Below are 22324 nucleotides of genomic sequence, written 5' to 3'. Positions count from 1 at the left end.
CAGCGACCCGGTGAATGACCGTTGTGGGTGGGGAGCAGACTCTTCCCTGCCCCCGAGCGTCGTCGCTGGGTGCTTAGAGAGTGTTCAGCCGGTAGCCGACCACCGCCTCCTGGTCCGGAACACTCCGCAGCGGTGCGGCGGCGTTGCCTATCTGCACGACGATGTTCCGACGTGGGGAGGGCGACGTGTTCATCCCGCCGCCATGCAGCACCTTCGGGTGTATGAGCACTAAGTCGCCCGGCTCGCAGCACACCGTCACGGTCTCATCCTCCGGAGGCTGCCAGCCCTTCGGAGGCGAGTGTCGACTTACCTCGTCGTCGTCCAGGCGGTGGGAACCGGGTATGAAGGTGGTTACCCCCCCTGCGTCGGACATGCCATCCAGACAGAGCATGGCGCGAACGAAGCAGGACGATGCTGGGCAGGCGTAGCCATTCGGGTAATCCCGATGCCAGCCGATGGCGCGGCCGAAGCGCGGATGCTTGATGGTAACATTCATGAAGTGGGCAGCTAAGTCCTGCACGCCGAGCGCGATATGCGCTGCCGAAATGATCGCCGGCTGACGAAGGACCTCCCAGAACAAGGCGTCGAAGGTGACAGGATCGCCGAGGATGAAGATGGCGTCGCCCACCTCGGGAGCCGCGATGCCATTGCGCCGCGAGGCCGGCAGATCGCGCTCGAAGGTCAATCTGTCGCGCAACTCAGCCGGTAACTCTCGCACAGTGTCCTGCACCCGTTGTACGGCATCCCGCAGGGCCAGCACGAGCGGTGCCGGAACCGCATTCCGGATTATGCCAAAACCATCGCGAGCGAACGCCGCCCCATCAAGACCACTCTCCATGGGCACGTCTTGTAGATTTATGCGAGCTCTTTTGCGAGCGATTCGCATTTGACCGAAGCAAGGACTGCTTCGGGTCGGAACCCGTCAGCTGGCAGGGCTGCTGGTATGAGGCCCTTGGTTCCCCGTCTGATGTCGCGGGCCCGGTGACCGGGGTTGGTGCTTTTCGTGGCGCTGTTCCTGCGCGTGCCGTCGCTTCGGGTCCACGACCCGAGGCGCACCGGCCGCTCAGAAATCCCAAACTCGAAGAAAAAGATGATGGTGAGGGGTCTGGGGAGAGGAAGAATTCTTTCTTCCTCTCCCCAGGGCCGCGGGCACCGGCATTTGGCAGCCCGCGCGCGGCGCCTTATTCCGGCGGCCATGCCAGACGAGACCGATGCCCAGCTTGCCGCGCAGTACGAGGCGCTTCCCTATCCGGCGCGGGATCCGCGGGATGAGGCGAAGCGGCTGATCGTGGGGAGTCCGTCGAATCTGGCGGAGGTGGACCACTGGGTGTTCGGGGCGCGACGGGCGGCGGGGTTGCCGATGCGGGCGCTGGTGGCCGGGGGCGGGACCGGGGACGGGGCGATCATGCTGGCGCAGCAGATGGCCTGGGCGGGGCGGCCGGGGGAGGTGGTCTGGCTGGATCGCTCGGGGGCGGCGCGCAAGGTGGCGGAGGCGCGGGCGGCGGCGCGGGGGCTTCTCAATATCCGGTTCGTCGAGGGGTCGATCCTCGATCTGCCTGAGATGGGGGTGTTCGACTACGTCGATTGCTGCGGGGTGCTGCACCACCTGCCGGACCCGCTGGCGGGGTTGCGGGGGCTTTCGCGCGTGCTGGCGCCCGGGGGCGGGATGGGGATCATGGTCTATGCGCCGCATGGGCGGACCGGGGTCTACATGTTGCAGGACGCGCTGCGGATGCTGGCGCCGGTGGACGAGGCTCCGGCGGCGCGGGTGGACGTGGCGAAGCGCGTGATGCGGCACCTGCCGGAGACGGCCTGGCTGCGGAAGAACCCGTGGATCACCGATCATCTGCCGCTGCCGCAGGGGGGCGGGGATCCGGGGCTGTACGACCTGTTGCTGAATCCGCGGGACGTGGCCTTCACGGTACCGGCTCTGGCGGCGCTGGTGGAGGCGGCGGGGCTGCGGATTTCGACCCTGGTGGAGCCGGTGCGCTACGACCCGGACCCCCTGCTGCCGGACCCGCGGCTGCGGGCGCGGACGGCCGGGATGGGGATGGTGGAGCGGGCGGCGCTGGCGGAGGCGCTGGCGGGGAACATGGGAATCCACATCGCCTATCTCGCGCGGGCCGAGGATGCGGCGGTGCGGGCGGATTGGGAGGATCCCTCGGCGGTGCCGGTGCTGCGCGGGGGGGATGGGGCGAGCTGGGCGAAGGGGGCGCGGGGCGGGAGCCTGGCGATCACCTTCGACGGGCTGCGGGTGGTGCTTCCCGTGCCGCCGCTGGCCGCGGCGGTTCTCTCGCGCGTGGATGGGCGGGCGACGATGGCCGAGATCGCGCGGGCGGTGGAGGCGGGGGGCGCGCCGGCGGCCCAGGTGGCGCGGGACATGGCGGCGCTGTGGCGGGCGATGGAGCCGACGAACCGGGTGACGCTGGCCGCGCCAGGGCGGTAGCCGGGGTGGGCGTCAGGAGATGGCGCGGAGGGAGGCGCGGAGCCCGGGCATGTCGAGCCCGGGCTGGGCGGCCTTGAGATCGGCGTGGGTTTGCCTCCAGGCCGGGAGGGCTTCGAGCAGGAGGGCGTGGCCCGCTTCGGTGAGGCGCAGGCGGTGGTTGCGGCGGTCCCTGGCGTCGGGCTCGACGCTGACGAGGCCGCGGCGCTCCAGCGGCTTGAGGGCGGCGGTGAGGGTGGTGCGGTCCATGGCAAGGAGCTGGGCGACTGGCGCCATGGTAGGCGGCTCGGGGCGGTTCAGCGACATGAGCAGCGAGAACTGCTGGTTGGTGAGGGCGTGGGGGCGCAGCGCCTCATCGAAGCGGCGGGCCAGGGCGCGGGCGGCGCGCTGGGCGTGCAGGCAGAGGCAGCCGTCCCGGACCTCGGCGGTCGTCTCGAAGGGGACGGGCTGTGTCATGCCGGGGATGTGTTGGTATCAACGCGGTGGGTCAAGGCCGGTGCGGGTGGTGCTGGGGAGAGGAAGAAGGAATTCTTCCTCTCCCCAGACCCCTCACCATCATCTTTTTCTTCGAGTTTGGGAGGCTTTGCGGCCGGTGCGCCTCGGGTCGTAGACCCGAGGCGACTGAACGATCAGGAAGGTTCCGCGACAGCCAGACGGGGGTCCAGGGGCCTCAGGCCCTTGGCGGGTGAGGTCCGGAGAGGGCAGCGCCCTCTCTGGGGGCGCGGGGCAAAAAAGGTCGGGATGGGAGGACACCTCGCCCGACTTCGGCGGTTGAGCGCTGCATGAACGAGCAGCCTGTCATCGTGATCTTCGGCGCGGCGGTGCGGCCGGATGCGCGGCCGAGCCAGACGATGCAGCGGCGCGTGGCGGCGGCGGTGGAGTTGGGGGAAGGGCTGGAGGGGGCGGTCTTCGTGCCGACGGGCGGCCAGGGGCGGCACGGGCCGGCGGAGTCGGCAGTGATGGCGAAGTTGTTGCGGGACTGGGGGATCGCGGCGGAGCGGATCCTGGAGGAGCCGACGGGAACGGACACGCTGTCCTCCGCGCGGGCGGTGGCGGCGATGCTGCGGGGGTGGCGGGGGCCGGTTTACGCCGTTTCGTCCGGCTATCACCTGCGGCGCTGCGCGCTTTTGCTGCGGCTGCTCGGGCTGCGGGTGGCGGGGGGGCGCGCGGCGGTGGCGGGGCCGGGGTTCAGCGACCTGCGCTGGCGGCTGCGGGAGATGCCGGCGCTGCCCTATGACGCGGTGCTGGCGGCCTGGCACCGGATGCGCGGGGGGTAGGACGCGGCGCGACCTGGCGGGCCGGCGCGGCGGGGTCCGGGGGGCGCGGTGGCCCCCCGGGGTAGGCGTCAGGTCTCTTCGTCGCCGTCGCTCTCGACGCCGATCTCCTCAGCGATGTCCTCGTCCTCGTCGAGGTCCTCGGCGTCGGCCACGTCATCGGCCTCCGTGTCCTCGACCTCGACGTCGTCGGTGTCGGCGCCCTCCACGGCGGCGCGCTTGCGCGGCTTCTCCTCCGGCAGGGGGGCGGCGACGCGCTTGGCGCGGGGCTGCTCGGCGGGCTGGTCGGTGCCGCATTTGGGGCAGACGGCGGGGCTGCGGCCCAGGTCGTAGAAGCGGGCGCCGCAGGCAACGCAGGTCCGCTTGAGGCCGAGTTCGGCTTTGGCCATCGGGACGCCTCGAATGGGCCCGCCGCGGGGGCGGGGCGCCGGGTTTCGGTGAAGGGCGGCGCGCATTGCCATGGGGGCCCTGGCGTGTCAAACGCGGCGGCCCATTCCGGATGCGAGGGCTGCGCATGCCCGATCACATGATCGACCCCAGGCCCCCTTCCCTTCCAGCCGGCCATGGCGCGGCCGCCGGCGCGAGGCCGATGCGGGCTTCGGCGCCGGGGCGGGGATTGGCGGGGCGGGTTTCCGTGCCGGGCGACAAGTCGATTTCCCACCGCGCGCTGATGTTCGGGGCGCTGGCGGTGGGCACCACCGAGATCACGGGGCTGCTGGAGGGGGAGGACGTTCTCCGCACCGCGGCCGCCATGCGCGCGCTGGGCGCGGAGGTGGAGCGGGTGGCGCCGGGGCACTGGCGGGTGGCGGGGCGCGGGGTCGGCGGGCTGGTGGAGCCGGCGGATGTGCTGGACATGGGCAATTCGGGGACGGCGGCGCGGCTGATCTGCGGGTTGCTGGCGGGGCATCCGGTGTTTGCGGTGCTGACCGGGGATGCCTCGCTGCGCGGGCGGCCGATGCGGCGGGTGACGGAGCCGCTTTCCGCCTGCGGCGCGCGCTTCACGGGGCGCGCGGGCGGGCGTCTGCCGCTGGCGGTGGAGGGGGCGGCGGAGCCGATGCCGCTCGACTACGTGCTGCCGGTGCCCTCGGCGCAGGTGAAGTCGGCGGTGCTGCTGGCGGGGCTCTGCGCGCGGGGGATCACGCGGGTGGTGGAGCCGGAGGCGACGCGGGACCACACGGAGAACATGCTGCGGCATTTCGGCGCGGTGGTGCGCGTGGGGGCCGAGGGGCAGCGGCGGGTGATCGAGCTGGAGGGGCAGCCGGAGTTGCGGGCGGCGCCGGTGGTGGTGCCGGCGGACCCTTCCTCGGCGTCCTTTCCGCTGGTGGCGGCGCTGCTGGTGCCGGGCTCCGAGGTGACGGTGGAGGGGGTGGGGCTCAATCCGCTGCGGGCGGGGCTTTTCGCGACCTTGCTGGAGATGGGGGCGGACCTCGTCGTCTCGAACGAGCGGGTCGAGGGTGGGGAGAGGGTGGGGGATGTGACCGCCCGGTATTCCGCCTTGCGGGCGGTGGACGTGCCGGGGAGCCGGGCGCCCTCGATGATCGACGAGTATCCGGTGCTGGCGGTGGCGGCCGCCTTCGCGCGGGGGACGACGCGGCTGCGGGGCCTGGGCGAGCTGCGGGTCAAGGAGAGCGACCGGCTGGCGGCGACGGTGGCGCTGCTGGCGGCCTCGGGCGTGGCGGCGACCGTGGAGGGGGATGACCTGGTGATCGCGCGGGACGGGGCGCCGGTGGCGGGGGGTGGTTTGGTCGCGACGCATATGGACCATCGGATCGCGATGGCGGCGCTGGTGATGGGGCTGGCGGCGGCGCGGCCGGTTTCGGTCGATGATACGGGGTTCATCGATACCTCTTTCCCCGGCTTCGTCGGGATGATGAACAGGCTCGCGGGCAGCGAAGCTGCGCCGCTCTCGGGCGGGGATGCGATCGCGCCCGTGGCGGAGGGCATGGCTTGAGCGAGGCTGGGGCGCCGGAGGGGCTGGTGGATCCCGTGGTGGTCGCGGTGGACGGGCCGGCGGCGGCGGGCAAGGGAACGCTGGCGCGGCGGCTCGCGCGGGAGATGGGGCTGCCCTATCTCGATACGGGGCTGCTCTATCGCGCGGTGGCGCGGCGGGTGCTGCTGGGCGGCGGGTTGCCGACCGACCCGGCGGCGGCCGAGGCGGCGGCGCGGGGTTTGGCGCCGGCCGACCTGGAGCGCGGCGACCTGCGCGGGCCCGACGTGGACCAGGGGGCGAGCCAGGTGGCGGCCCAGCCGGCGGTGCGGGCGGCGCTGCTCGACTTTCAGCGGGACTTCGCGGCGCGCCGGGGCGGCGTGATGGACGGGCGCGACATCGGCACCGTGGTCTGCCCGGACGCGCGGGTGAAGCTCTTCGTCACGGCCTCCCCCGAGGCGCGGGCGCGGCGGCGGTGGCTGGAGCGCGCCGGGCGGGGCGAGGTGGTGGTGCTGGAGGAAGTGGCGGCGGAGATGGCGCTGCGGGACGCGCGGGACGCGGCGCGCGACGTGGCGCCGATGCGGCCGGCGGAGGATGCGCTGCTGCTGGATACGACGGAACTGGATGCCGAGGCGGCGTTCCAGGCGGCGCTGACGCTGGTGCAGGCGCGGCTTTCGGTTTGACGGGGCGGCGCGGGTGACTCCGGGGGAGGGAATGAATTCTCTCCCCCGGACCCCCACTCATCTTTTTCTGTCTGTTAGGGCTGTTTTGCGGCCGGTGCGCCTCGGGTCGTGGACCCGAGGCGACTGCCCCTTCAGGAAGGGCGGACAGATGGGGGTCCAGGGGCCTCAGGCCCTTGGCGGGTGAGGTCTGGAGAGGGCAGCGCCCTCTCCAGGGCGGCTTTCCCTTGCAAGCGGGGGGCTGGATCGCTTAATGGGGGCCGGTGACTGGTGGCTTGGCCCCCGGTCGCGCACCCATACCCGGGTGTTTCCCGAACAGGCCCGACCGGGCAAGACGTGCCATCCAGCCGGCCGCGAGCGGCGGCAGAGGGATGGGGCGCAGGACCCAGGCGGCGCGTCATGCCCCGCCTTCCAGGAACACAACGCTACATGGCATCTGCCACCACCCTCGATCGGCCTATGGCCGGCGGCGAGGACTTTGCCTCCCTTCTCGACGAGACGCTGGGCGCCGATACCGGTTTTGCCGGCTCCGTCGTCACGGGGAAGGTGATCCGCATCGATGACGACGTCGCGGTCGTCGATGTCGGGCTGAAGAGCGAGGGGCGCGTTCCCCTGCGCGAGTTCGCGGCCCAGGGCCAGAAGCCCGAGGTCAAGCCGGGCGACCTGATCGAGCTCTTCGTCGAGCGCTATGAGGACCGCGACGGCTCCATCGTGCTCTCGCGCGAGAAGGCGCGGCGCGAGGAGGCCTGGACGAACCTCGAGAAGCAGTTCCAGGCGCAGGTGCGCGTGAACGGCGTTATCTTCGGGCGCGTGAAGGGTGGCTTCACCGTCGATCTCGGCGGCGCTGTCGCGTTCCTTCCGGGTTCGCAGGTCGATATCCGCCCCGTGCGCGATGTCGGGCCGCTGATGGGTTCGCCCCAGCCGTTCCAGATCCTGAAGATGGACCGCGCCCGCGGGAACATCGTGGTGTCGCGCCGCGCGGTTCTCGAGGAGACGCGTGCGGAGCAGCGCTCCGAGCTGATCCAGGGCCTGAAGGAGGGCATGATCCTCGACGGCGTGGTGAAGAACATCACCGACTACGGCGCCTTCGTGGACCTGGGCGGCGTGGACGGGCTGCTGCACGTCACCGACATCGCCTGGCGCCGCATCAACCACCCGAGCGAGGCCCTGACGATCGGGCAGCCGGTGAAGGTGCAGGTCATCCGCTTCAACTCCGAGACGCAGCGCATCTCGCTCGGCATGAAGCAGCTGATGTCCGACCCCTGGGAGGGCGTGGCCGCCAAGTACCCGGTGCAGGGCAAGTTCTCGGGCCGCGTGACGAACATCACCGACTATGGCGCCTTCGTGGAGCTGGAGCCGGGCGTCGAGGGCCTCGTGCACGTCAGCGAGATGTCCTGGACGAAGAAGAACGTCCATCCGGGCAAGATCGTCGCCACTTCGCAGGAAGTGGAGGTGGTCATCCTCGACGTGGACGAGCCGAAGCGCCGCATCTCGCTCGGCCTCAAGCAGGCGCAGGGCAACCCGTGGGAGGTGTTCATGGAGAGCCATGCCCCCGGGACGATCGTCGAGGGCGAGATCCGCAACATCACCGAGTTCGGGCTCTTCGTCGGCCTGGCCCCGGAGATCGACGGCATGGTCCACATGTCCGACCTGTCGTGGGACCTTTCGCCCGAGCAGGCGATGGCGAACTACAACAAGGGCGACATGGTCAAGGCCAAGGTCCTTGATATCGACATCGAGAAGGAGCGCATCTCGCTCGGCATCAAGCAGCTCGAGGCCGATCCGGCCGCCGAGGTGCTGGACAAGGTGCGCAAGGGCGAGATCGTCACCTGCATCGTGACGAAGGTCGAGGCCAACGGCATCGAGGTGAAGGTTGACGAGGTCCTCACGGGCTTCATCCGCCGCGCCGAGCTGGCCCGCGACCGCGGCGACCAGCGCCCCGAGAAGTTCGCGATCGGCGAGAAGGTCGATGCGAAGGTGACCGGCATCGATCGCGCCGCCCGCCGCCTGGCCCTGACCATCAAGGGCAAGGAGATCGAGGAGGAGCGCGAGGCGGTGAAGGAGTTCGGGACGTCCGACAGCGGGGCCTCGCTGGGCGACATCCTGGGCGCCGCGATCCGCCGGCGGAACCTCTCCACGGACGAGTGATCCCCGGCTTCGGGATCTGAACTGAGGAAGGGCCGTCCCGGGTTGGGGCGGCCCTTTTTCTTTTTGGTTGGCGCTGGCGGCCCCGGGGAGAGGAAGAAGGAATTCTTCCTCTCCCCGGCCCCCTCTCCATCATCTTCTTTTTCAGGTTTGGGCGGTTTTTCGGCCTTTGCGCCTCGGATCGCTGACCCGGGGCGACTGTCCCTTCAGGAAGGTTCCGCGACAGCCAGATGGGGGTCCAACCGGGCTCCTGGCGGGTGAGGTTCGGAAAGGGCGGAGCCCTCTCCGGCGGCCGAAGGGAACAAAATCATCGCGGGTGAGTGCCGCCACTGCTTCGTGAAAGCAGGTTGCGGTTGAGAGAGTCTGCAGCGCTCTTTACTGATGCAGCCCATGAATTCGCGCATGATGATCAAAGATGCTGCGGGTGGGCAGTTCCGTTTCGATTTTGTTACGGGACGGCGTTACTCAGTAGATTCCCGGATTGATTGGAGATGGCGCGACGAGGGCTGGCCGCTTCTGCTCTCCGCGGTGCTGTGCGTCGTGGTTCTCGGCTGGGTGGCTTGGCGCAAGCTCTGGCTGTTCTGGCTGGACGAGGCGATGCTGATCGTTTCGATTCAGCACGTCCGAGATTTTTCGGGGCTGTTCGGGCCACTGCCCTTGTACGACCAGGGCGGGCCGATCGGGCTGCTCGCGGTGTCCTGGGGCCTGGCGAAGGCGGGGCTGCCGCTGTTCACGCAGAAGCTGCTGCCGCTGGCCGCCGGTTTCGCGACGGTGTGGGCGGTCGCGGCCGCCGCGCGGCGGAGTGGGTTCGGCGCGGTGGCGACGGGCTTCGCCGTCTTTGTCCTTGTCGGGACGACGGAGTTCTCCTCGGCCTTCGGGGACTTCAAGCAGTACGCCTTCGACATGCTGGCGGTGTCACTGCTTCTTCTCGCGGCCGTGTCGGAGCGGCGGGCGGCGGGGGTGCTGCTCGTTCTCGCCTGCGCGGTGGGGGCGGTGTTCAGCTTCGTCGCGCCGGTGCTGCTCGTGATGCTTCCGTTCCTCTATCGCCGGGTGGGGACGCCGCTGCTGGTGTTGGCGGGCGTGCTGCTCGCCGGGTTCTTTCTCGGCAGCTACCTTCTCTACGTGGCGGATGCGCTGCGCTTCCAGATGGGCAACTACCGGGACGTCTATGGCGAGGGGTTCCTTTCCCTGTCGGCGGAGTCGATCCGGCCGGCGGCGCGCCTGCTGATGTCGCATGTGCCGACGATCTCGGGGCGCACGCCGGCCTTCCAGATCCTGTTCGTGCTGGTGGCGCTTCTCGGCACCGGCGTTGCCGTGTTCCGGCGGGAGCGGGCGGGGCTGATGTTCGTGGCGGTGCTGGCGGTGATGGGCGGGCTCTCGCTGCTGCACCTCTATCCGCTGCTGCCGGGGCGCTACACGGATTACCTCGGCTGCTTCACCGCGCTGATGGCCGGCCGTGCCGTGGCCTGGGCGGGGGGGATCCTGCGCTGGCCGGGGGTGCGCCTTCCGCCGGGGATCGTGCAGGGCGCGCGGGGGTTGGCGCTGGTCGCGCCCGTGGTCCTCGTCGGGTTCGGGCTGGCCGTCTTCGTGCGGGAGGGCGGCTGGAAGTCGGCGATCGGGCAGTTGCCGCTCTCCTCCCTCGCGGCGGCGGAGCGGGTGCGGGCGGATGCGGTGGTGCCGGTGAGCCTTGCCCAGCCGCAGTTCGACCTCGTGCGGGAGAGGGTGAGGGGGCCGCGGGTGATCGAGGCGGATACGCGGTCCGGCACGACGGTGGCGGAGGAGGAGATGCTGCACGATCCGGACGCCGCGATGGAGCGGCCGGGTTCATGGGCCTTGCTGATGAAGCTGGAGCAGGTGCGGTTCGGCTGGCGCAAGGTGGGCTCGGGGATCGATTCGAGCCTTTATTTCGGGTGGCTGCTGGGACGGATCGAGGATCTGCACCGGGTGGTCCTCATCGCGCCGACCTGCCTCCTGCCCTATGGCGTGGATTTCGGGGAGCTGACGGGGCGGCTGGCGGAGCGCGGGGCGGTGGAGGAGTTGGAGGGGACGCCCTGCTACCGCACGCTGCTGTGGACGCGGCATCGCTGAGGGGCGCTTCAAGCGCCGGCAGGAATTCACGCGGGGGGCTGGCTGGATGATCTCCCGGATGCGGGCGGCGAGGGCCCGCATGGCGAAGGGCTTGGTCATGACGCAAGGGCCGCGGTGGAGTTGGCCGCGGTGGAGTTGGCCGCGGTGGAGTTGGCCCCGGTGGAGTTGGCCCCGGTCGAGCTGGCTGTGGCCGGCGGAGGCGTTCCCGGCGAAGCCGGTGGTGGAGAGGACCTTCGGGTCCGGGCGGCCTGGACCGTGGCCGGTCGGCGGGAGATCCGGCTAGCCCTTCACGAATCCTTCCCAGCCGGCCGCGCGGAGTTCGCAGGCCGGGCAGGTGCCGCAGCCGTGGCCCCAGGGGTGCATCGCGCCGCGCTCGCCGCGGTAGCAGGTGTGGGTGTGCTCGACGATGAGGCGGACGAGGGGGGTGCCGCCCAGGCGCTGGGCGAGGCGCCAGGTCTCGGCCTTGTCGATCCACATGAGGGGGGTGTGGAGGACGAAGCGGCGGTTCATGCCGAGGTTGATGGCGACCTGGAGGGCCTTGATCGTGTCGTCGCGGCAGTCGGGATAGCCGGAGAAGTCGGTCTCGCACATGCCGCCGACGATGTGGCGGAGGCCGCGGCGGTAGGCGAGCGCGGCGGCGAAGGTGAGGAAGAGAAGGTTGCGGCCGGGGACGAAGGTGTTGGGCAGGCCGTCCGCCTGCATGGCGATCTCGCTCTCCCTTGTCAGCGCCGTGTCGGAGAGGGCGCCGAGGGCGTCGAGGGCGAGGGTGTGGTCCTCGCCGAGGCGGGCGGCCCAGGCGGGGTCGATGGCGCGGAGGCCGTCGCGGAGGGCCGGGCGGAGGCCCAGTTCGACGCGGTGGCGCTGGCCGTAGTCGAAGCCGAGGGTTTCGACATGGGGGAAGCGGTCGAGCGCCCAGGCGAGGCAGGTGGTGGAGTCCTGGCCGCCGGAGAGGAGGACGAGGGCGCTTTCCTGATTGTCGGGGGTCATGGGGGCGGAGGGAACACGCGGGGGGCGGGCTGTCCAGCGCCGGGGTCAGCCGCCGAGGCCGAGGGCGGTGAAGGCGCGGGCGGCGGGGGGCCAGGCGGCGGTGATCTCGGCGCGCCAGGCCAGGGCGGCCCAGGCGGAGGCGGCGAGGAGCAGGAGGGAGGCGGCCCAGGCGGCGGCGAGGACCGCGCGCGGGGGCCCGGCCGGGGCGGCGGGGCCGTTGCCGGTGGGGAGGGGCCAGGGGAAGTCGACGGGGAAGCTGGTGGGGAAGCCGGGCGGCAGGGGCGATGGTGGAGGCTCGGGGCCGTGCTTGGGGCCGTGTTCGGGGGCCGGGTGGGCGGGATCGGCGGGGGGGTCGGGCTCGGGGCTGGCGACCCAGGTGTGGCCGCAGCGGGCGCAGCGCATGGGCCGTCCCTCGCCGATGCGGGCGGCAAGGAGCGGGGGCAGCTCGTAGGTCGCGGAACATTCCGGGCAGGCGACGCGCATGGCGCAGGATGTTGCCACGGCGCGGTTAACGCAACGCCGCGCGGGCGGGCGGCTACCGTTCCGGCGCCTGTCGTGGCACATCGCGGCCATGGTGCGCTTTTCCCAGGTCGGGCTCCGCTATCCCGATCCCGTACGCCGTGGCGCGGCGGGCGAGCGGGAGACGTTGTGCGACCTCTCCTTCACGCTGCCGCAGGGCTCCTTCACCTGGCTGACGGGGCCGTCCGGGGCGGGGAAGACCTCGCTTCTGCGGATGATGCAGCTCTCCCTGCGGCCGACGCGGGGGGAGGTGGAGGTGCTGGGGGTGTCGCTGCTCTCGGCGCGGCGGGGGGACCTGCCGAAGCTGCGGCGGCGGATCGGGGCGGTGTTCCAGGAGTTCCGGCTGCTGCCCTACCTGACGGCCTTCGACAACGTGGCGCTGCCGCTGCGCCTGGCGGGGCGGCCGGAGGCGGGGCTGCGGCCGGACGTGACGGAGATGCTGCGCTGGGTGGGGCTTGAGGGGCGGGAGGATTCGCTGCCGCGCCAGCTCTCGGGCGGGGAGCAGCAGCGGGTGGCGATCGCGCGGGCGGTGGTGACGCGGCCGGCGCTGCTGCTGGCGGACGAGCCGACGGGGAACCTCGATGCCGGGCAGGCGCGGCGGCTGCTGCTGCTGCTGGCGGAGATGAACCGGCTGGGCTCGACGGTGGTGGTGGCGACGCATTCGCGGGACCTGATCGCGCAGCATCCCGGGCAGGTGATGGCGCTGGAGGAGGGGCGGATCCTCTCGCTCGATCCCTGGCCGCATCCGCGGGGGGAGGTCTGGGCCGAGGCCGGGGCCTTGCCGGAGGGGCCTTCCGGGGTTGGGAGCCGGGAGGCGGGGGAGGTGCCGGACGAGGTCACCGCGGAGGTCTCCGGGCCAGGACCGGAGGGCGCGGAGGTTGGGCCCGGGGAGGTTGAGCCCGGGGGGGCTGAGGCTGGAGAGGCCGGGCCCGACGAGATGGCGGTGGATGCCGGGCGGGCAGGGCGGCTGCGGGCGGATGCGCGGCCCTCGGCGAGCGCGGGGGTTTCCGCGGGCGGACGGTTCTCCGCGCGCGTGCGGAGCATCTGGCCGGGCTCGCGCCCACCGGAGGCGGATCTTGGCTGAGCGGCGCCGGCGCATCTCGCGCGACCCGCTGGGGTTGCGGCGGGCGCTCTCGGACCGGTTGCTGCCGGGGTTGGTGGCGGCGATGGCGCTGCTGGCGGCGCTGGCGCTGGCCGGGGCCCAGGGGGCGGACCGGCTGGCCGACCGCTGGCAGGCGGGGGCGGCCTCGGCGGTGACGGTGCAGGTGCCGAATCCCGGGCGGGAGCGGATGGCGGCGGCGCTGACGCTGCTACGGGGGGATCGGGCGGTGGCCTCGGCGGAGGCGGTGAGCCCGGAGCGGGTGGCGGCGCTGCTGCGGCCCTGGCTGGGGGAAGCGCCCTCCCTCGTGCTGCCGGGGGTGATCGAGGTGCGGTTGGCCAGTGCTTCCGTGGAGGGCGTGGGGCGGCTGGGGGCGCGGCTGGCGGAGGCGGTGCCGGGGGCGGAGCTGGAGGCGCACGGGATGTGGGTGGCGCGGCTCTCGGCCATGGCGCGCTCCGTGCAAGGGGTGGCGCTGGCGGTGCTCGTGCTGGTGGCGGGGGTGGCGATGGCGGTGGTCGCGGTGGCGACGCGGGCCGGGCTGGCGGCGCGGCGGGAGGCGATCGGGGTGCTGCACGACCTCGGCGCCACCGATGGCGGGATCGCCGGGCGCTTCGCGCGGCGGGTGGCGATGCTGGCGGGGCTGGGGGCGCTGGGCGGCGCGGCGGTCGCGGTGCCGGCGCTGGCGGCGCTCTCGGGGCTGGCGCTGCCGCTCTCGGGCGAGGAGGTGGTGGGCGGGGCTTTCGGGGCGGTGCCCTGGGGGATGCTGGCGGCGCTGCCGCCGGCCGCGGCGGCGATCGGCTGGGGGACGGCGCAGGCGACGGTGCGGCGCTGGCTGAGGAACATGCCGTGAGGACCGCGGGGATGGAGGCGGCGATGCTGCGGCCGGCCGGTGGCGGCCCTGGGATGGAGGACCGGCTGGAGGGCCCAGTGGGTGGCTCATTGGGTGGTTCATCGGGTGGTTCAGTGGGTGGTCCGGTGCGTGGTGCGCCGGGCGATCCGTTGGGCGATCCGTTGGGCAGTCCGACCGGCAGCGGGTTCGTTGGCGGCGGGGCAGGTGGCGGCTGGCGCCGGGGGTGGCGGCGGCCGGTGGCGCTGGGGCTGGGGGCGGTGCTGGTGCTGTTGCTCGGGCTGGCGGGCGGCTTCGCGGTGTTCCTCGATCGGGCCTGGATGCGGGCGCCGGGAGCCGGGGCGCCCTCCGCCGGGATCGCGGTGCTGACGGGGGGGCCGGAGCGGGTGGAGACGGGGTTGGGGCTGCTGCTCCTGCGGGAGGACGGGCGGCTGATCGTCTCGGGCGTCGGGCCGGAATCGGGGCTGGCGGAGCTGGCGCGGCGGGCCGGGCTGGAGGCCGCCGATGTCGCGGACCGCACCGCGCTGGGGCGGGAGGCGACGAGCACGCGCGGCAACGCGCGGGAGGTGGCGGCCTGGGCGAGGGCCGCCGGGATGCGGGAGATCACGGTGGTGACGGCGGGGTTCCACATGCCGCGCGCCCTGCTGGAGCTGCGCCGCGCCATGCCGGAGGGGGCCTTCCGGCCGCACCCGGTTCCGCCCTTCGTCGCGCGGCCGGTGCCGATGCTGCGCGAGTACCTGAAGTTGCTGGGGGCGGGGCTTGGCCTTTCCGTCCTCGCCGAACGTCCGAGGCGTGTCCTGCCGTGAATGCCATCCGCTCCGCCATCTTCAACCCGCTGTTCTTCGGCTTCACCGCGCTGACGGTGGTCTTCGGGCTGCCGCTGCTCGCCTTCCATCCCGACGTGATGCACCGGTATCTCCGGGGCTGGGCGCGGGGGTCGCTCTGGCTGCTGCGGGTGGTCTGCGGCATCCGGCTGCGGGTGACGGGACGGGAGAACCTGCCCACCGGGGGGGCGGCGCTGGTGGCCGCGCAGCACCAGTCGGCCTTTGACACGGTGGTCTGGCACGCGCTGCTGCCGCGCCCGGCCTATGTGATGAAGGAGGAGCTGCTGCGGATCCCCGGCTGGGGGGCGATGGCGCGGCACGTGCACTCCATTCCCGTGGACCGGGAGGGAGGGGCTTCCTCGCTCAAGCGGCTGGTGCGGGCGACGCGCTCGGCGGCGGAGGCGGGGTACCAGGTGGTGATCTTCCCGGAGGGCACGCGCTCCGCGCCCGGGGAGGTGCAGCCCTGGCAGCCGGGCTTCGCGGCCATGGCGGCGGCGACAGGGCTGCCGGTGGTGCCGGTGGCGACGGATTCCGGGCGCTTCTGGGGGAAGCGGGCCTTTACCAAGCGGCCGGGGGTCCTGACCGTCGCGGTGCTGCCGCCGATCCCGCCGGGCCTGCCGCGCGCGGCGCTGATCGAGCGCGCGGAGGCGGCGGTGGCGACGGCTTCGGCGGAGCTGGTGGGGACTGTGGACAAGTTGGTGGAATAAGCGGACGGCCGGGTTTCGACCGCGGCGCAAGACCGGGCGGCAAGCTCTTGTGGACTCAGCTGTTACGGGGCTTTTTGAAGGTCTGTGGATAAGTAAAATAGCAGTTATATCAATTGCTTAGCAACAAAATGCTGGGATTCCCTGATGAATCCGGAACAAAAAGTGGACGGTCTGGGGATTAAGGGGCGGTCAATCCCCTTCCCTGTGGACAAGTCGTGGGAAAACCCTGCGGGTGCTTTGCTGTTACCCGCGCGCCGCACCGGGTGAGGCGGGCGGCTGAACAGCGCGGCGCAAACGGCTGGAATCACGAGGGGATGGAGGTTCGGGAGGGCCGGTGCCGGCGGCCTCCGGGGAGAGGGGGAAAGGAATTCTTCCTCGCCCGCAGGCCCCTCTCCATCATCTTTTCCTTCAGGCTGAAATCGTTCGGGGGACGGTGCGCCGCACGTCCGGGAACCTCAGGCTCCTGGCGGGCGTGATGAGGGCCGCGCGTTCACGCGGGGGGCCCGGAGAGGGCAGCGTCCTCTCCGGATCGGCCGGGCGAGAGGAGGGCGGCGATCCGGTCGAGGCCGGCGTCGCGGACGCCGAGGGCGCGGAGGTGGGAGACGGTGTTGAGGAGGTAGTCGCGGTTCGGGCCCATGATGCCGTGGCCGCGGTTGATGGCGGTGGCGGCGGCGAGGGGGTCGAGGGCGCCGCAATAGGCGGTGGCCTCGCGGTCGGCGACGAAGGTGACGGCGCGGCGGGTCTCGTGGCGGTCGAGCAGGCGGAGGGGGAGGAGGCGGCGCTGGTAGACGCCGCCGGTCATCTCCCGTTCCTCCAGATAGGCGAGGGTGGCGGCGGCCGCTTCGGGGGCGACGCGGAAGGCGACGCCGCGGCAGGAGCCGCCGCGGTCGAGGCCGAGGACGAGGCCGGGGGCCTCCGGCGTGCCACGGTAGCGGTGGGAGAGGATGCAGAAGCGGCGGTGGAAGCCGTGCAGCCGCGCCGGGTGGGAGGAGAGGAACTCGAAACCGGGCTTCCAGATGAGGGAGCCGTAGCCGAAGACGTAGAGGGAGCCGTCGGTCTCGAGCAGCGGGGCGGGGTCGGGCGGGGTGATGGGCGCGTCGGGCGATGGGATCATGGTGGTGGGGCGCAGCATAGGGGATCGGTGGCGGGTGTGCAGCGGGTGATGGGACGGCGGGCGCGGGGCTGGTGCGGCCCGTGGGATGAACGCCCGGGTGAATGCCGGGGTGCCAGGTCCGGTGAACGGGCTGGGCAAGCAGGGGCTGGCGGGGGCATATGCAGGGGGTGAGCGAGCCAGAGACTGCCCCTCCCGCCCCTTCCCCGGCCGTGGCGCCGGATGGTGCGAGGGTCTCCCCCGGAGAGGGGCCCCGGGGCGCCCGGCGGTTCCGGCTGAACCGGGCGCGGGTGGCGGGGATCGCGCTGCTGTCGATCCTGCTGCTGGCGCTGGCGCATACGCTTCTCTGGAACCTCATGGGGGCGCGGCTGCAGGCGGGCTACGACGCCTGGGCGGCGGCGCGGCGGGCGCAGGGGTGGCGGATCGAGCACGCGGCGCCGGTGCGGGGGGGATGGCCGCTCTCGGCGACGCTGCGCCTGCCGGAGTTCCGGCTCTCGGGCGGCGGGGCGACCGTGCCTGGCGGGATCGACTGGTCGGCGCGGGCGGTGGTGCTGCGGGTGGCGATGCACCGGTGGGGGGAGTTGCGGGTTTCGGCCGGCGGGCCGCAGCGGCTGCGGCTGGGGACGGCGGAGATCCCCTTCGCGGCGGACCGGCTGACGGCGCGGTTGCCGCTTCAGGCGAACGTGGTTCCCAAGGGGGGCGAGTTCGAGGCGCTGCGGCTGCGGATCGGCACGCCCGCCGGGGGGATGGAGGTGGGCTCCGCCGCGCTCGGCTTCGACAGCCGGATGAGCGCGATCGAGGGGGAGGCGGCCGTTACCCTGGAAGGGGTGGTGGAGAACGTCTCGCTGCCCGTCGCGACGCCGTTGGGGAGCGCGATCCGCGCCGTGCGGATCGACGCGGAGGTGACAGGGCCGCTGCCGGGCGGGCGCAACCCGACGAACCGGGCGGCGACCTGGCGGGACGCCGGGGGGACGGTGGAGCTGCGCCGGCTGGAACTGGAATACGGGCCCGCCACCGCGCAGGTGGCGGCGACGCTGGCGCTGGACGAGGCCCTGCAGCCGATGGGCGCGGGCACGCTGAAGCTGGCCGGCGCGGAGGCGGTGCTGGACGCGCTCGTCCGGGACGGCGTCGTGACGGCGCGGAACGCGACGCTCGCGCGGCGGGTGGTGGGGCTGCTGGCCCGGCCGCCGGCGGAGGGGGAGCCGCCGGTGCTGGAGGTGCCGCTGACGCTGGAAGGGCGCGGGTTGTCGGTCGCGCGGATCCCGGTGGCACGGCTGCCGATGCTGGTGTGGCCGGGGCCGGTGGAGGGGAGCGGGCCGGGGCCCTGAGGATGGGCCCGGAGGGGTTTCGCACCGCCACCGACGGGCCTTTTATTTCGCCTTCAGGATGGAAGTTGGAAAGGTTTTTCCCGCACTCTCGCGGCTTGGCGTGGCCGTGGGGAAATGATGGCATCGACGGAGAGCGCGGCACCGGAGCTGACGGGCGGGGCGCTGCCCGAGGGGGTCGTGGCGAGGGGATTCCTCGCGGGCTTCGTCGCGCGCGGGGTGGGGCGGGGCAGGACCGGTAAGGGGAGGATCGGAGGGGCTGAGGCGGCGCCGGGCGGGCTGCCGCCGGGCAAGCGGCTATTCCTGCTTGGCTGGGGAGCGCTGATCGCGCTGATCTACCTCGTGATCGGCACGACGGCGGTCTCGGTGATCGGGGGCGAGAGGCTGGCCTCGGAGGAGAGCCACCGGCGGCGCATGACGCCCGGCCTGGTGGAGACGGGGCAGACGCCGCCGGAGGCCATCCCGGCCACGGGGAACTTCGTGGAGGTCACGACGGGCTTCTACCTCGACGGGATCGAGGCGATGGCGATCCGCGATTCCTTCTGGACGCCGACCTTCTATGTCTGGTTCCGCTGGCAGGGGGACAAGGCGCTCAACCCGGGGGCGAACTTCCGGCTGGTGGACGGCAGCATCACCCGCAAGGAGGTGCAGGACGAGTATTACGGGCCGGACGGAACGAACTACCAGCGCTACCGCGTGACCGCGCGGATGACGAAGTTCTTCAACACGACCCGGGTGCCGCGCGACAGCCACCAGCTGAACCTCTACATGGAGGACGCGCGGCTGGACGCCTCCGCCTTGCGCTACGTGGCGGACCCGGCGGCCGGGATCAGCTCGCGCGTGAAGATCTCGGGCTACACGGTCGCGAACCGGGCGGCGCAGGTGGTGAAGGCGCATACCTACCGCACCTCCTACGGGGATCCGCGGGCGGCGGCGGGGAACCGGACCTTCAGCATGTACACCTATGGCGTGGGCATCGCGCGCACGGGGATGGGCGTCTACTTCAAGGTTTTCATCGGGCTCTTCGCGGGCATGGCGCTGTGCTTCGCGAGCTTCGGGCTGCGGGCCTCGGATGCAGGGCCGCGCTTCTCGATGGTCGCGGGGTCGTATTTCGGCGCGGTGGCGAACTCCTACCTCGCGGGGTCGCTGATCCCCTCCTCCGGGCAGTTCGGGCTGGTGGAGTACGTGACCTTCCTCGGGCTGTTCACGATCTTCTTCTCGCTGATCGCGACGATCGCCTCGATCTACCTGTGGTCGATCCGGGGGGACAAGGAACTCTCCCGCGGCTTCGACCGGGTGACGGTGGCGGTGGCGGCGCTCGGCTACGTGGCCGTCAACGTCGCGCTGCCGCTCAGCGCGGGGTAGGGCGGCGCCGGTGGCCGCTGGAGAGGGCGCTGCCCTCTCCAGACCTCACCTGCCAAGGGCCTGAGGCCCTTGGATCCCATCTGACTGTCGTGGATGCGGTGATTGGAGGCCGGCGCTTTCAGCGGCGGCCTTCCTGCGCGTGTCGTCGCCTCGGGTCGTGGACCCGAGGCGCACCGGCCGCTCAGCAATCCAAACTTGAAGAAGAAGATGATGGAGAGGGGTCTGGGGAGAGGAAGAATTCCTTCTTCCTCTCCCCAGGGCCACCGGCGTCGGCCACTACCCCGCCGCGAACTGGAGCCGGGCCAGCCGGGCGTAGAGGCCGCCTTCCTCGACCAGGCGGTCGTGGGTGCCTTCCGCGACGACGCGGCCGGCCTCCAGAACGATGATGCGATCCGCGCGTCGGACGGTGGCGAGGCGGTGGGCGATGACGAGGACGGCGCGGCCGCGGGAGAGGCGCGCGAGGGCGGCCTGAACGGCGGCCTCGCTCTCGGCGTCCAGCGCGCTGGTGGCCTCGTCGAGGAGGAGGAGGGGCGGGTCGCGCAACACGGCGCGGGCGATGGCGATGCGCTGTCGCTGCCCGCCGGAGAGGCGGACGCCCTTCTCGCCGAGGAAGGTGCCGTAGCCGGCGGGCATGGCCTCAATGAAGCCGGCGGCGTCGGCGGCCTCGGCGGCCGCGCGGATCTCGGCCTCGGTGGCGTCGGGGCGGCCGTAGCGGATGTTGTCGCGCACGTCCGCGCCGAAGATGACGGGGTCTTGCGGCACGAGGCCGATGCGGGCGCGGAGGGCGGCGGGGTCGGCGTCGCGCAGGTCGATCCCGTCGAGGGTGACGCGGCCGCTGTCGGGATCGCGGAAGCGGAGGGCGAGCTGGAAGAGGGTGGTCTTGCCGGCGCCGGAGGGGCCGACGAGGGCGACGGTCTCGCCGGGCTCGACGGAGAGGGTGACGCCGTCCAGCGCCGGGCGGTCGGGGCGGCTGGGATAGTGGAGGCGGACGTTCTCGAAGGCGAGGCGGCCGATGGGGCTGCCCTTCGGGTGGGCGACGGGGAGCGGGCGGGGGTTCGCGGGCGGGCGGATGGCGGGGACGGTCTCGAAGAAGTCGTGGACGCGCTCGGCGGCGCCGCCGGCGCGCTGCACCTCGCTCCAGAGTTCGGAGAGCGAGGTGACGGAGGTGGCGACGAGGACGGCGTAGAAGATGAAGGCGGAGAGCTGGCCGCCGGTGAGCTGGCCGGCCAGGACCTCCCGCCCGCCGACCCAGAGGCTGAGGGTGATGGCGCCGAAGCCGAGGAGGATGATGCTGAAGAGGAGGCGGGCGCGGACGCGGACACGGGCGAGGGAGGCGGCGACGCTTTCCTCCGCCCGCTCGGTGAAGCCGGTGAGGTCGGCGGGCTCGTGGACATGGGCCTGGACGGTGGCCATGGCGTTGAGGGTTTCCTCGGCCTGGGCGCCGAGGTCGGCGACGCGTTCCTGGGCGACGCGGCTGAGGCGGCGTTCCCGGCGGCCGAAGACGACCAGGGGGACGACGATCAGGGGGGTGACGGCGATCACCAGCAGGGCAAGGCGGGGGCTGGTGACGAAGAGCATGGTGAGCGCGCCGAGGGCGGTGACGAGGGCGCGGAGCCACTGGGAGACGGCGGAGCCGACGAGGTTGCGGAGGATCTCGGTATCCGCGGTGAGGAGGGTGAGCACGTCGCCGGTGCGGTGCTGCTCGTAGTGCGAGGGGGGCAGGCGGAGAGCGTGGGCGAAGACCTGGCGGCGGAGCGCGGCGCCGACGCGCTCCCCGAGCCAGGAGACGAGGTAGAAGCGCGCGGCGGTGCTGGCGGCGAGGAGGGCGACGAGGGCGAGGACCGTGAGCGCGTGGCCGTCGAGGCTGGAGACGCCGTCCCGTCCGGCGAAGCCGTCGTCCACGATGTGGCGGAGGCCCTGGCCGAGGACGAGGAGCAGGCCGGCGGCGGTGCCCATGGCGAGCACGGCGCCGGCGACCCGGGCGGCGTGGGGGCGAAGCAGGGGCAGCATGATCCGCAGGGCGGGGAGCCGGCCGGGGCCGGCGGGCTTGCCGTTCATGCGGCGGCGCGGGGTGGACGGAGGTCCGTGAGGCGGACGGGCCGGTAGCCGCGGGGGTCCACGCCCACGTCGAACTGGCGGGTGAGCGGCTTGAGGCGGCCGTGGCTGTGGCCGTGGAGGTTCAGGGCGCCGCGGCCCTGCCCGTTCCAGCTGCGGAGCGGGTAGTGGCAGAGGACCAGGCGCTGGCCTTCCACGTCGAGTTCCACGAGGTCGCGGACGCTGGCCCAGCCGGGGAGCGCGCGGATTTCTGGCGGGTCGTTGTTGCCGGCGACGAGGTGCTTCGTGCCGTTGAGGGCGGCGAGGAGGGCGGCGGGGTCCTTGTGGCCCACGGCGAAGTCTCCGAGGTGCCAGATCTCGTCATCCGGTGAGACGGCGCTGTTCCAGGCCTCGGCGAGGGCCGTGTCCATGGCGGCGATGGTCGGGAAGGGTCGGCGCAGGAGGGCGCGGAGCGAGCCGTGGCCGAAATGGGTGTCGGCGGTGAACCAGGTGGGCATGGGGTCCGATCCGGGGCTCTCGGGGGTCGGTGGGCGGCGGGGTGGGCGCATGTTTAAAAAAGCTCACATCATCGCGATTTACGTGAACGATCCGTAAGCGTATTGTAATACGGTGCGGCCGAAGAACGGCCCTTCTGAACCGGAACAGATCATGAGGATCGCCTCCCCTTCGTGGCTGATGAGCATGACCACCGCGCTGCTGGTGGCGTGGCGGATGCGCGGCGGGCCGGGCCGGCGGTTCCTGCGGGATGCTCTTCTCTGGTTGCGAGCGGATGCGGCGCGGCGGCCGCAGTGGCGGGACCGGTCGGGGGAAGGGAACCCCTGATACGAGGGGTGGTTGCCGGGGGCGGCTGGAGTGGGCGCCGCCTTTTCCGGATGCCCGGGGCAGTGCCTCGGACCCCGCGAGGGGCCAGGGTTGGACCTGTAGGTCC

General features: G+C 72.4%; 21 protein-coding genes. 13 read left to right on the top strand and 8 right to left on the bottom strand.

Translation table 11 applies throughout. The features are described from left to right. Positions 1-73: 73 nt before the first annotated feature. The gene (locus BO39_RS10010; RefSeq protein ID WP_084698003.1) at positions 74-838 is read right to left on the bottom strand and encodes a phytanoyl-CoA dioxygenase family protein; all 765 of its coding nucleotides are present in this window, start codon (positions 836-838) and stop codon (positions 74-76) included. A gap of 357 nt (positions 839-1195) precedes the next feature. On the opposite strand from BO39_RS10010, the gene BO39_RS10005 reads away from it, so the two are divergent. Continuing rightward, a complete protein-coding gene (locus tag BO39_RS10005) occupies positions 1196-2446 on the top strand; it encodes a class I SAM-dependent methyltransferase (protein ID WP_052401921.1) in 1251 nt (416 codons plus the stop codon). Between the two features lie 12 nt (positions 2447-2458). Here the strand turns inward: BO39_RS10005 and BO39_RS10000 are convergent, their stop codons facing one another. Beyond that, positions 2459-2899: a MarR family winged helix-turn-helix transcriptional regulator gene (locus BO39_RS10000; RefSeq protein ID WP_043832606.1), complete on the bottom strand. Its 441-nt coding sequence runs from the start codon at positions 2897-2899 to the stop codon at positions 2459-2461. 326 nt (positions 2900-3225) lie between these two features. On the opposite strand from BO39_RS10000, the gene BO39_RS09995 reads away from it, so the two are divergent. Then, positions 3226-3720 carry a YdcF family protein gene (locus tag BO39_RS09995; protein WP_043832604.1) on the top strand — a complete coding sequence of 165 codons (495 nt, stop codon included), beginning with the start codon at positions 3226-3228 and terminating at the stop codon, positions 3718-3720. Between the two features lie 68 nt (positions 3721-3788). Here BO39_RS09995 and BO39_RS09990 read toward each other — a convergent pair whose 3' ends face one another. Further along, positions 3789-4106 carry a TIGR02300 family protein gene (locus tag BO39_RS09990; protein WP_043832603.1) on the bottom strand — a complete coding sequence of 106 codons (318 nt, stop codon included), beginning with the start codon at positions 4104-4106 and terminating at the stop codon, positions 3789-3791. A gap of 125 nt (positions 4107-4231) precedes the next feature. Here BO39_RS09990 and aroA point away from each other — a divergent pair, with 125 nt between their 5' ends. The 4 genes from aroA to BO39_RS09970 all read left to right on the top strand — a co-directional run bounded on the left by aroA (position 4232) and on the right by BO39_RS09970 (position 10557). Next, complete coding sequence (aroA, locus tag BO39_RS09985; protein ID WP_420493637.1) at positions 4232-5668, top strand: 3-phosphoshikimate 1-carboxyvinyltransferase; 1437 nt, start codon at positions 4232-4234, stop codon at positions 5666-5668. 23 nt (positions 5669-5691) lie between these two features. Further along, positions 5692-6327 carry a (d)CMP kinase gene (locus BO39_RS09980; protein ID WP_211257424.1) on the top strand — a complete coding sequence of 212 codons (636 nt, stop codon included), beginning with the start codon at positions 5692-5694 and terminating at the stop codon, positions 6325-6327. 426 nt (positions 6328-6753) lie between these two features. After that, positions 6754-8472, top strand: a complete 1719-nt coding sequence (rpsA, locus tag BO39_RS09975; RefSeq protein WP_043832601.1) for a 30S ribosomal protein S1 — start codon at positions 6754-6756, stop codon at positions 8470-8472. 399 nt (positions 8473-8871) lie between these two features. Next, positions 8872-10557: a hypothetical protein gene (locus tag BO39_RS09970; protein WP_043832599.1), complete on the top strand. Its 1686-nt coding sequence runs from the start codon at positions 8872-8874 to the stop codon at positions 10555-10557. A gap of 279 nt (positions 10558-10836) precedes the next feature. Here the strand turns inward: BO39_RS09970 and queC are convergent, their stop codons facing one another. Together queC and BO39_RS34935 are read right to left on the bottom strand one after the other, a co-directional pair. After that, on the bottom strand, positions 10837-11544 hold the full coding sequence (gene queC, locus BO39_RS09965; protein WP_043832597.1) for a 7-cyano-7-deazaguanine synthase QueC: 708 nt from the start codon (positions 11542-11544) through the stop codon (positions 10837-10839). Positions 11545-11589: 45 nt separating this feature from the next. Continuing rightward, positions 11590-12027: a zinc-ribbon domain-containing protein gene (locus BO39_RS34935; RefSeq protein ID WP_043832595.1), complete on the bottom strand. Its 438-nt coding sequence runs from the start codon at positions 12025-12027 to the stop codon at positions 11590-11592. Here BO39_RS34935 and BO39_RS33930 point away from each other — a divergent pair. From BO39_RS33930 to BO39_RS09940, 4 genes are read left to right on the top strand one after another with little or no spacing between them, the layout of a single operon-like run. Further along, entirely contained in the window at positions 12026-13147 is a 1122-nt protein-coding gene (locus BO39_RS33930) for a cell division ATP-binding protein FtsE (protein WP_245615072.1), read from the top strand. The genes BO39_RS34935 and BO39_RS33930 overlap by 2 nt on opposite strands. Further along, entirely contained in the window at positions 13140-14012 is an 873-nt protein-coding gene (locus BO39_RS09950; RefSeq protein WP_043832593.1) for a cell division protein FtsX, read from the top strand. The genes BO39_RS33930 and BO39_RS09950 overlap by 8 nt, the downstream gene beginning before the upstream one ends. Beyond that, positions 14009-14815, top strand: a complete 807-nt coding sequence (locus tag BO39_RS09945; protein WP_156963625.1) for a YdcF family protein — start codon at positions 14009-14011, stop codon at positions 14813-14815. Before BO39_RS09950 ends, BO39_RS09945 begins: the two co-directional genes overlap by 4 nt. Then, entirely contained in the window at positions 14812-15540 is a 729-nt protein-coding gene (locus tag BO39_RS09940) for a lysophospholipid acyltransferase family protein (protein ID WP_043832592.1), read from the top strand. Before BO39_RS09945 ends, BO39_RS09940 begins: the two co-directional genes overlap by 4 nt. A 490-nt stretch (positions 15541-16030) precedes the next feature. Here BO39_RS09940 and BO39_RS09935 read toward each other — a convergent pair whose 3' ends face one another. After that, complete coding sequence (locus BO39_RS09935; RefSeq protein ID WP_245615070.1) at positions 16031-16672, bottom strand: gamma-glutamylcyclotransferase; 642 nt, start codon at positions 16670-16672, stop codon at positions 16031-16033. A 149-nt stretch (positions 16673-16821) separates the two neighbouring features. On the opposite strand from BO39_RS09935, the gene BO39_RS09930 reads away from it, so the two are divergent. Then, entirely contained in the window at positions 16822-17979 is a 1158-nt protein-coding gene (locus tag BO39_RS09930) for a DUF2125 domain-containing protein (protein ID WP_169742751.1), read from the top strand. A gap of 114 nt (positions 17980-18093) precedes the next feature. Beyond that, positions 18094-19341 (top strand): ligand-gated ion channel, encoded by a 1248-nt coding sequence (locus tag BO39_RS09925; protein ID WP_043832590.1) that lies wholly within the window; start codon positions 18094-18096, stop codon positions 19339-19341. A 276-nt stretch (positions 19342-19617) separates the two neighbouring features. On the opposite strand, the gene BO39_RS09920 is transcribed toward BO39_RS09925, so the two are convergent. Further along, complete coding sequence (locus BO39_RS09920; protein WP_211257418.1) at positions 19618-21399, bottom strand: ABC transporter transmembrane domain-containing protein; 1782 nt, start codon at positions 21397-21399, stop codon at positions 19618-19620. Then, on the bottom strand, positions 21396-21893 hold the full coding sequence (locus BO39_RS09915; protein WP_043832589.1) for a metallophosphoesterase family protein: 498 nt from the start codon (positions 21891-21893) through the stop codon (positions 21396-21398). The genes BO39_RS09920 and BO39_RS09915 overlap by 4 nt, the downstream gene beginning before the upstream one ends. A 151-nt stretch (positions 21894-22044) precedes the next feature. On the opposite strand from BO39_RS09915, the gene BO39_RS32515 reads away from it, so the two are divergent. After that, the gene (locus BO39_RS32515; RefSeq protein ID WP_156963623.1) at positions 22045-22218 is read left to right on the top strand and encodes a hypothetical protein; all 174 of its coding nucleotides are present in this window, start codon (positions 22045-22047) and stop codon (positions 22216-22218) included. Positions 22219-22324: the final 106 nt, after the last annotated feature.

The organism is Roseomonas aerilata DSM 19363 (assembly GCF_000711725.1).
Lineage (GTDB): Bacteria > Pseudomonadota > Alphaproteobacteria > Acetobacterales > Acetobacteraceae > Roseomonas > Roseomonas aerilata.
Note: the sequence above shows the minus strand (reverse complement) of the source record. Positions and strands in the feature narration are given on the sequence as shown.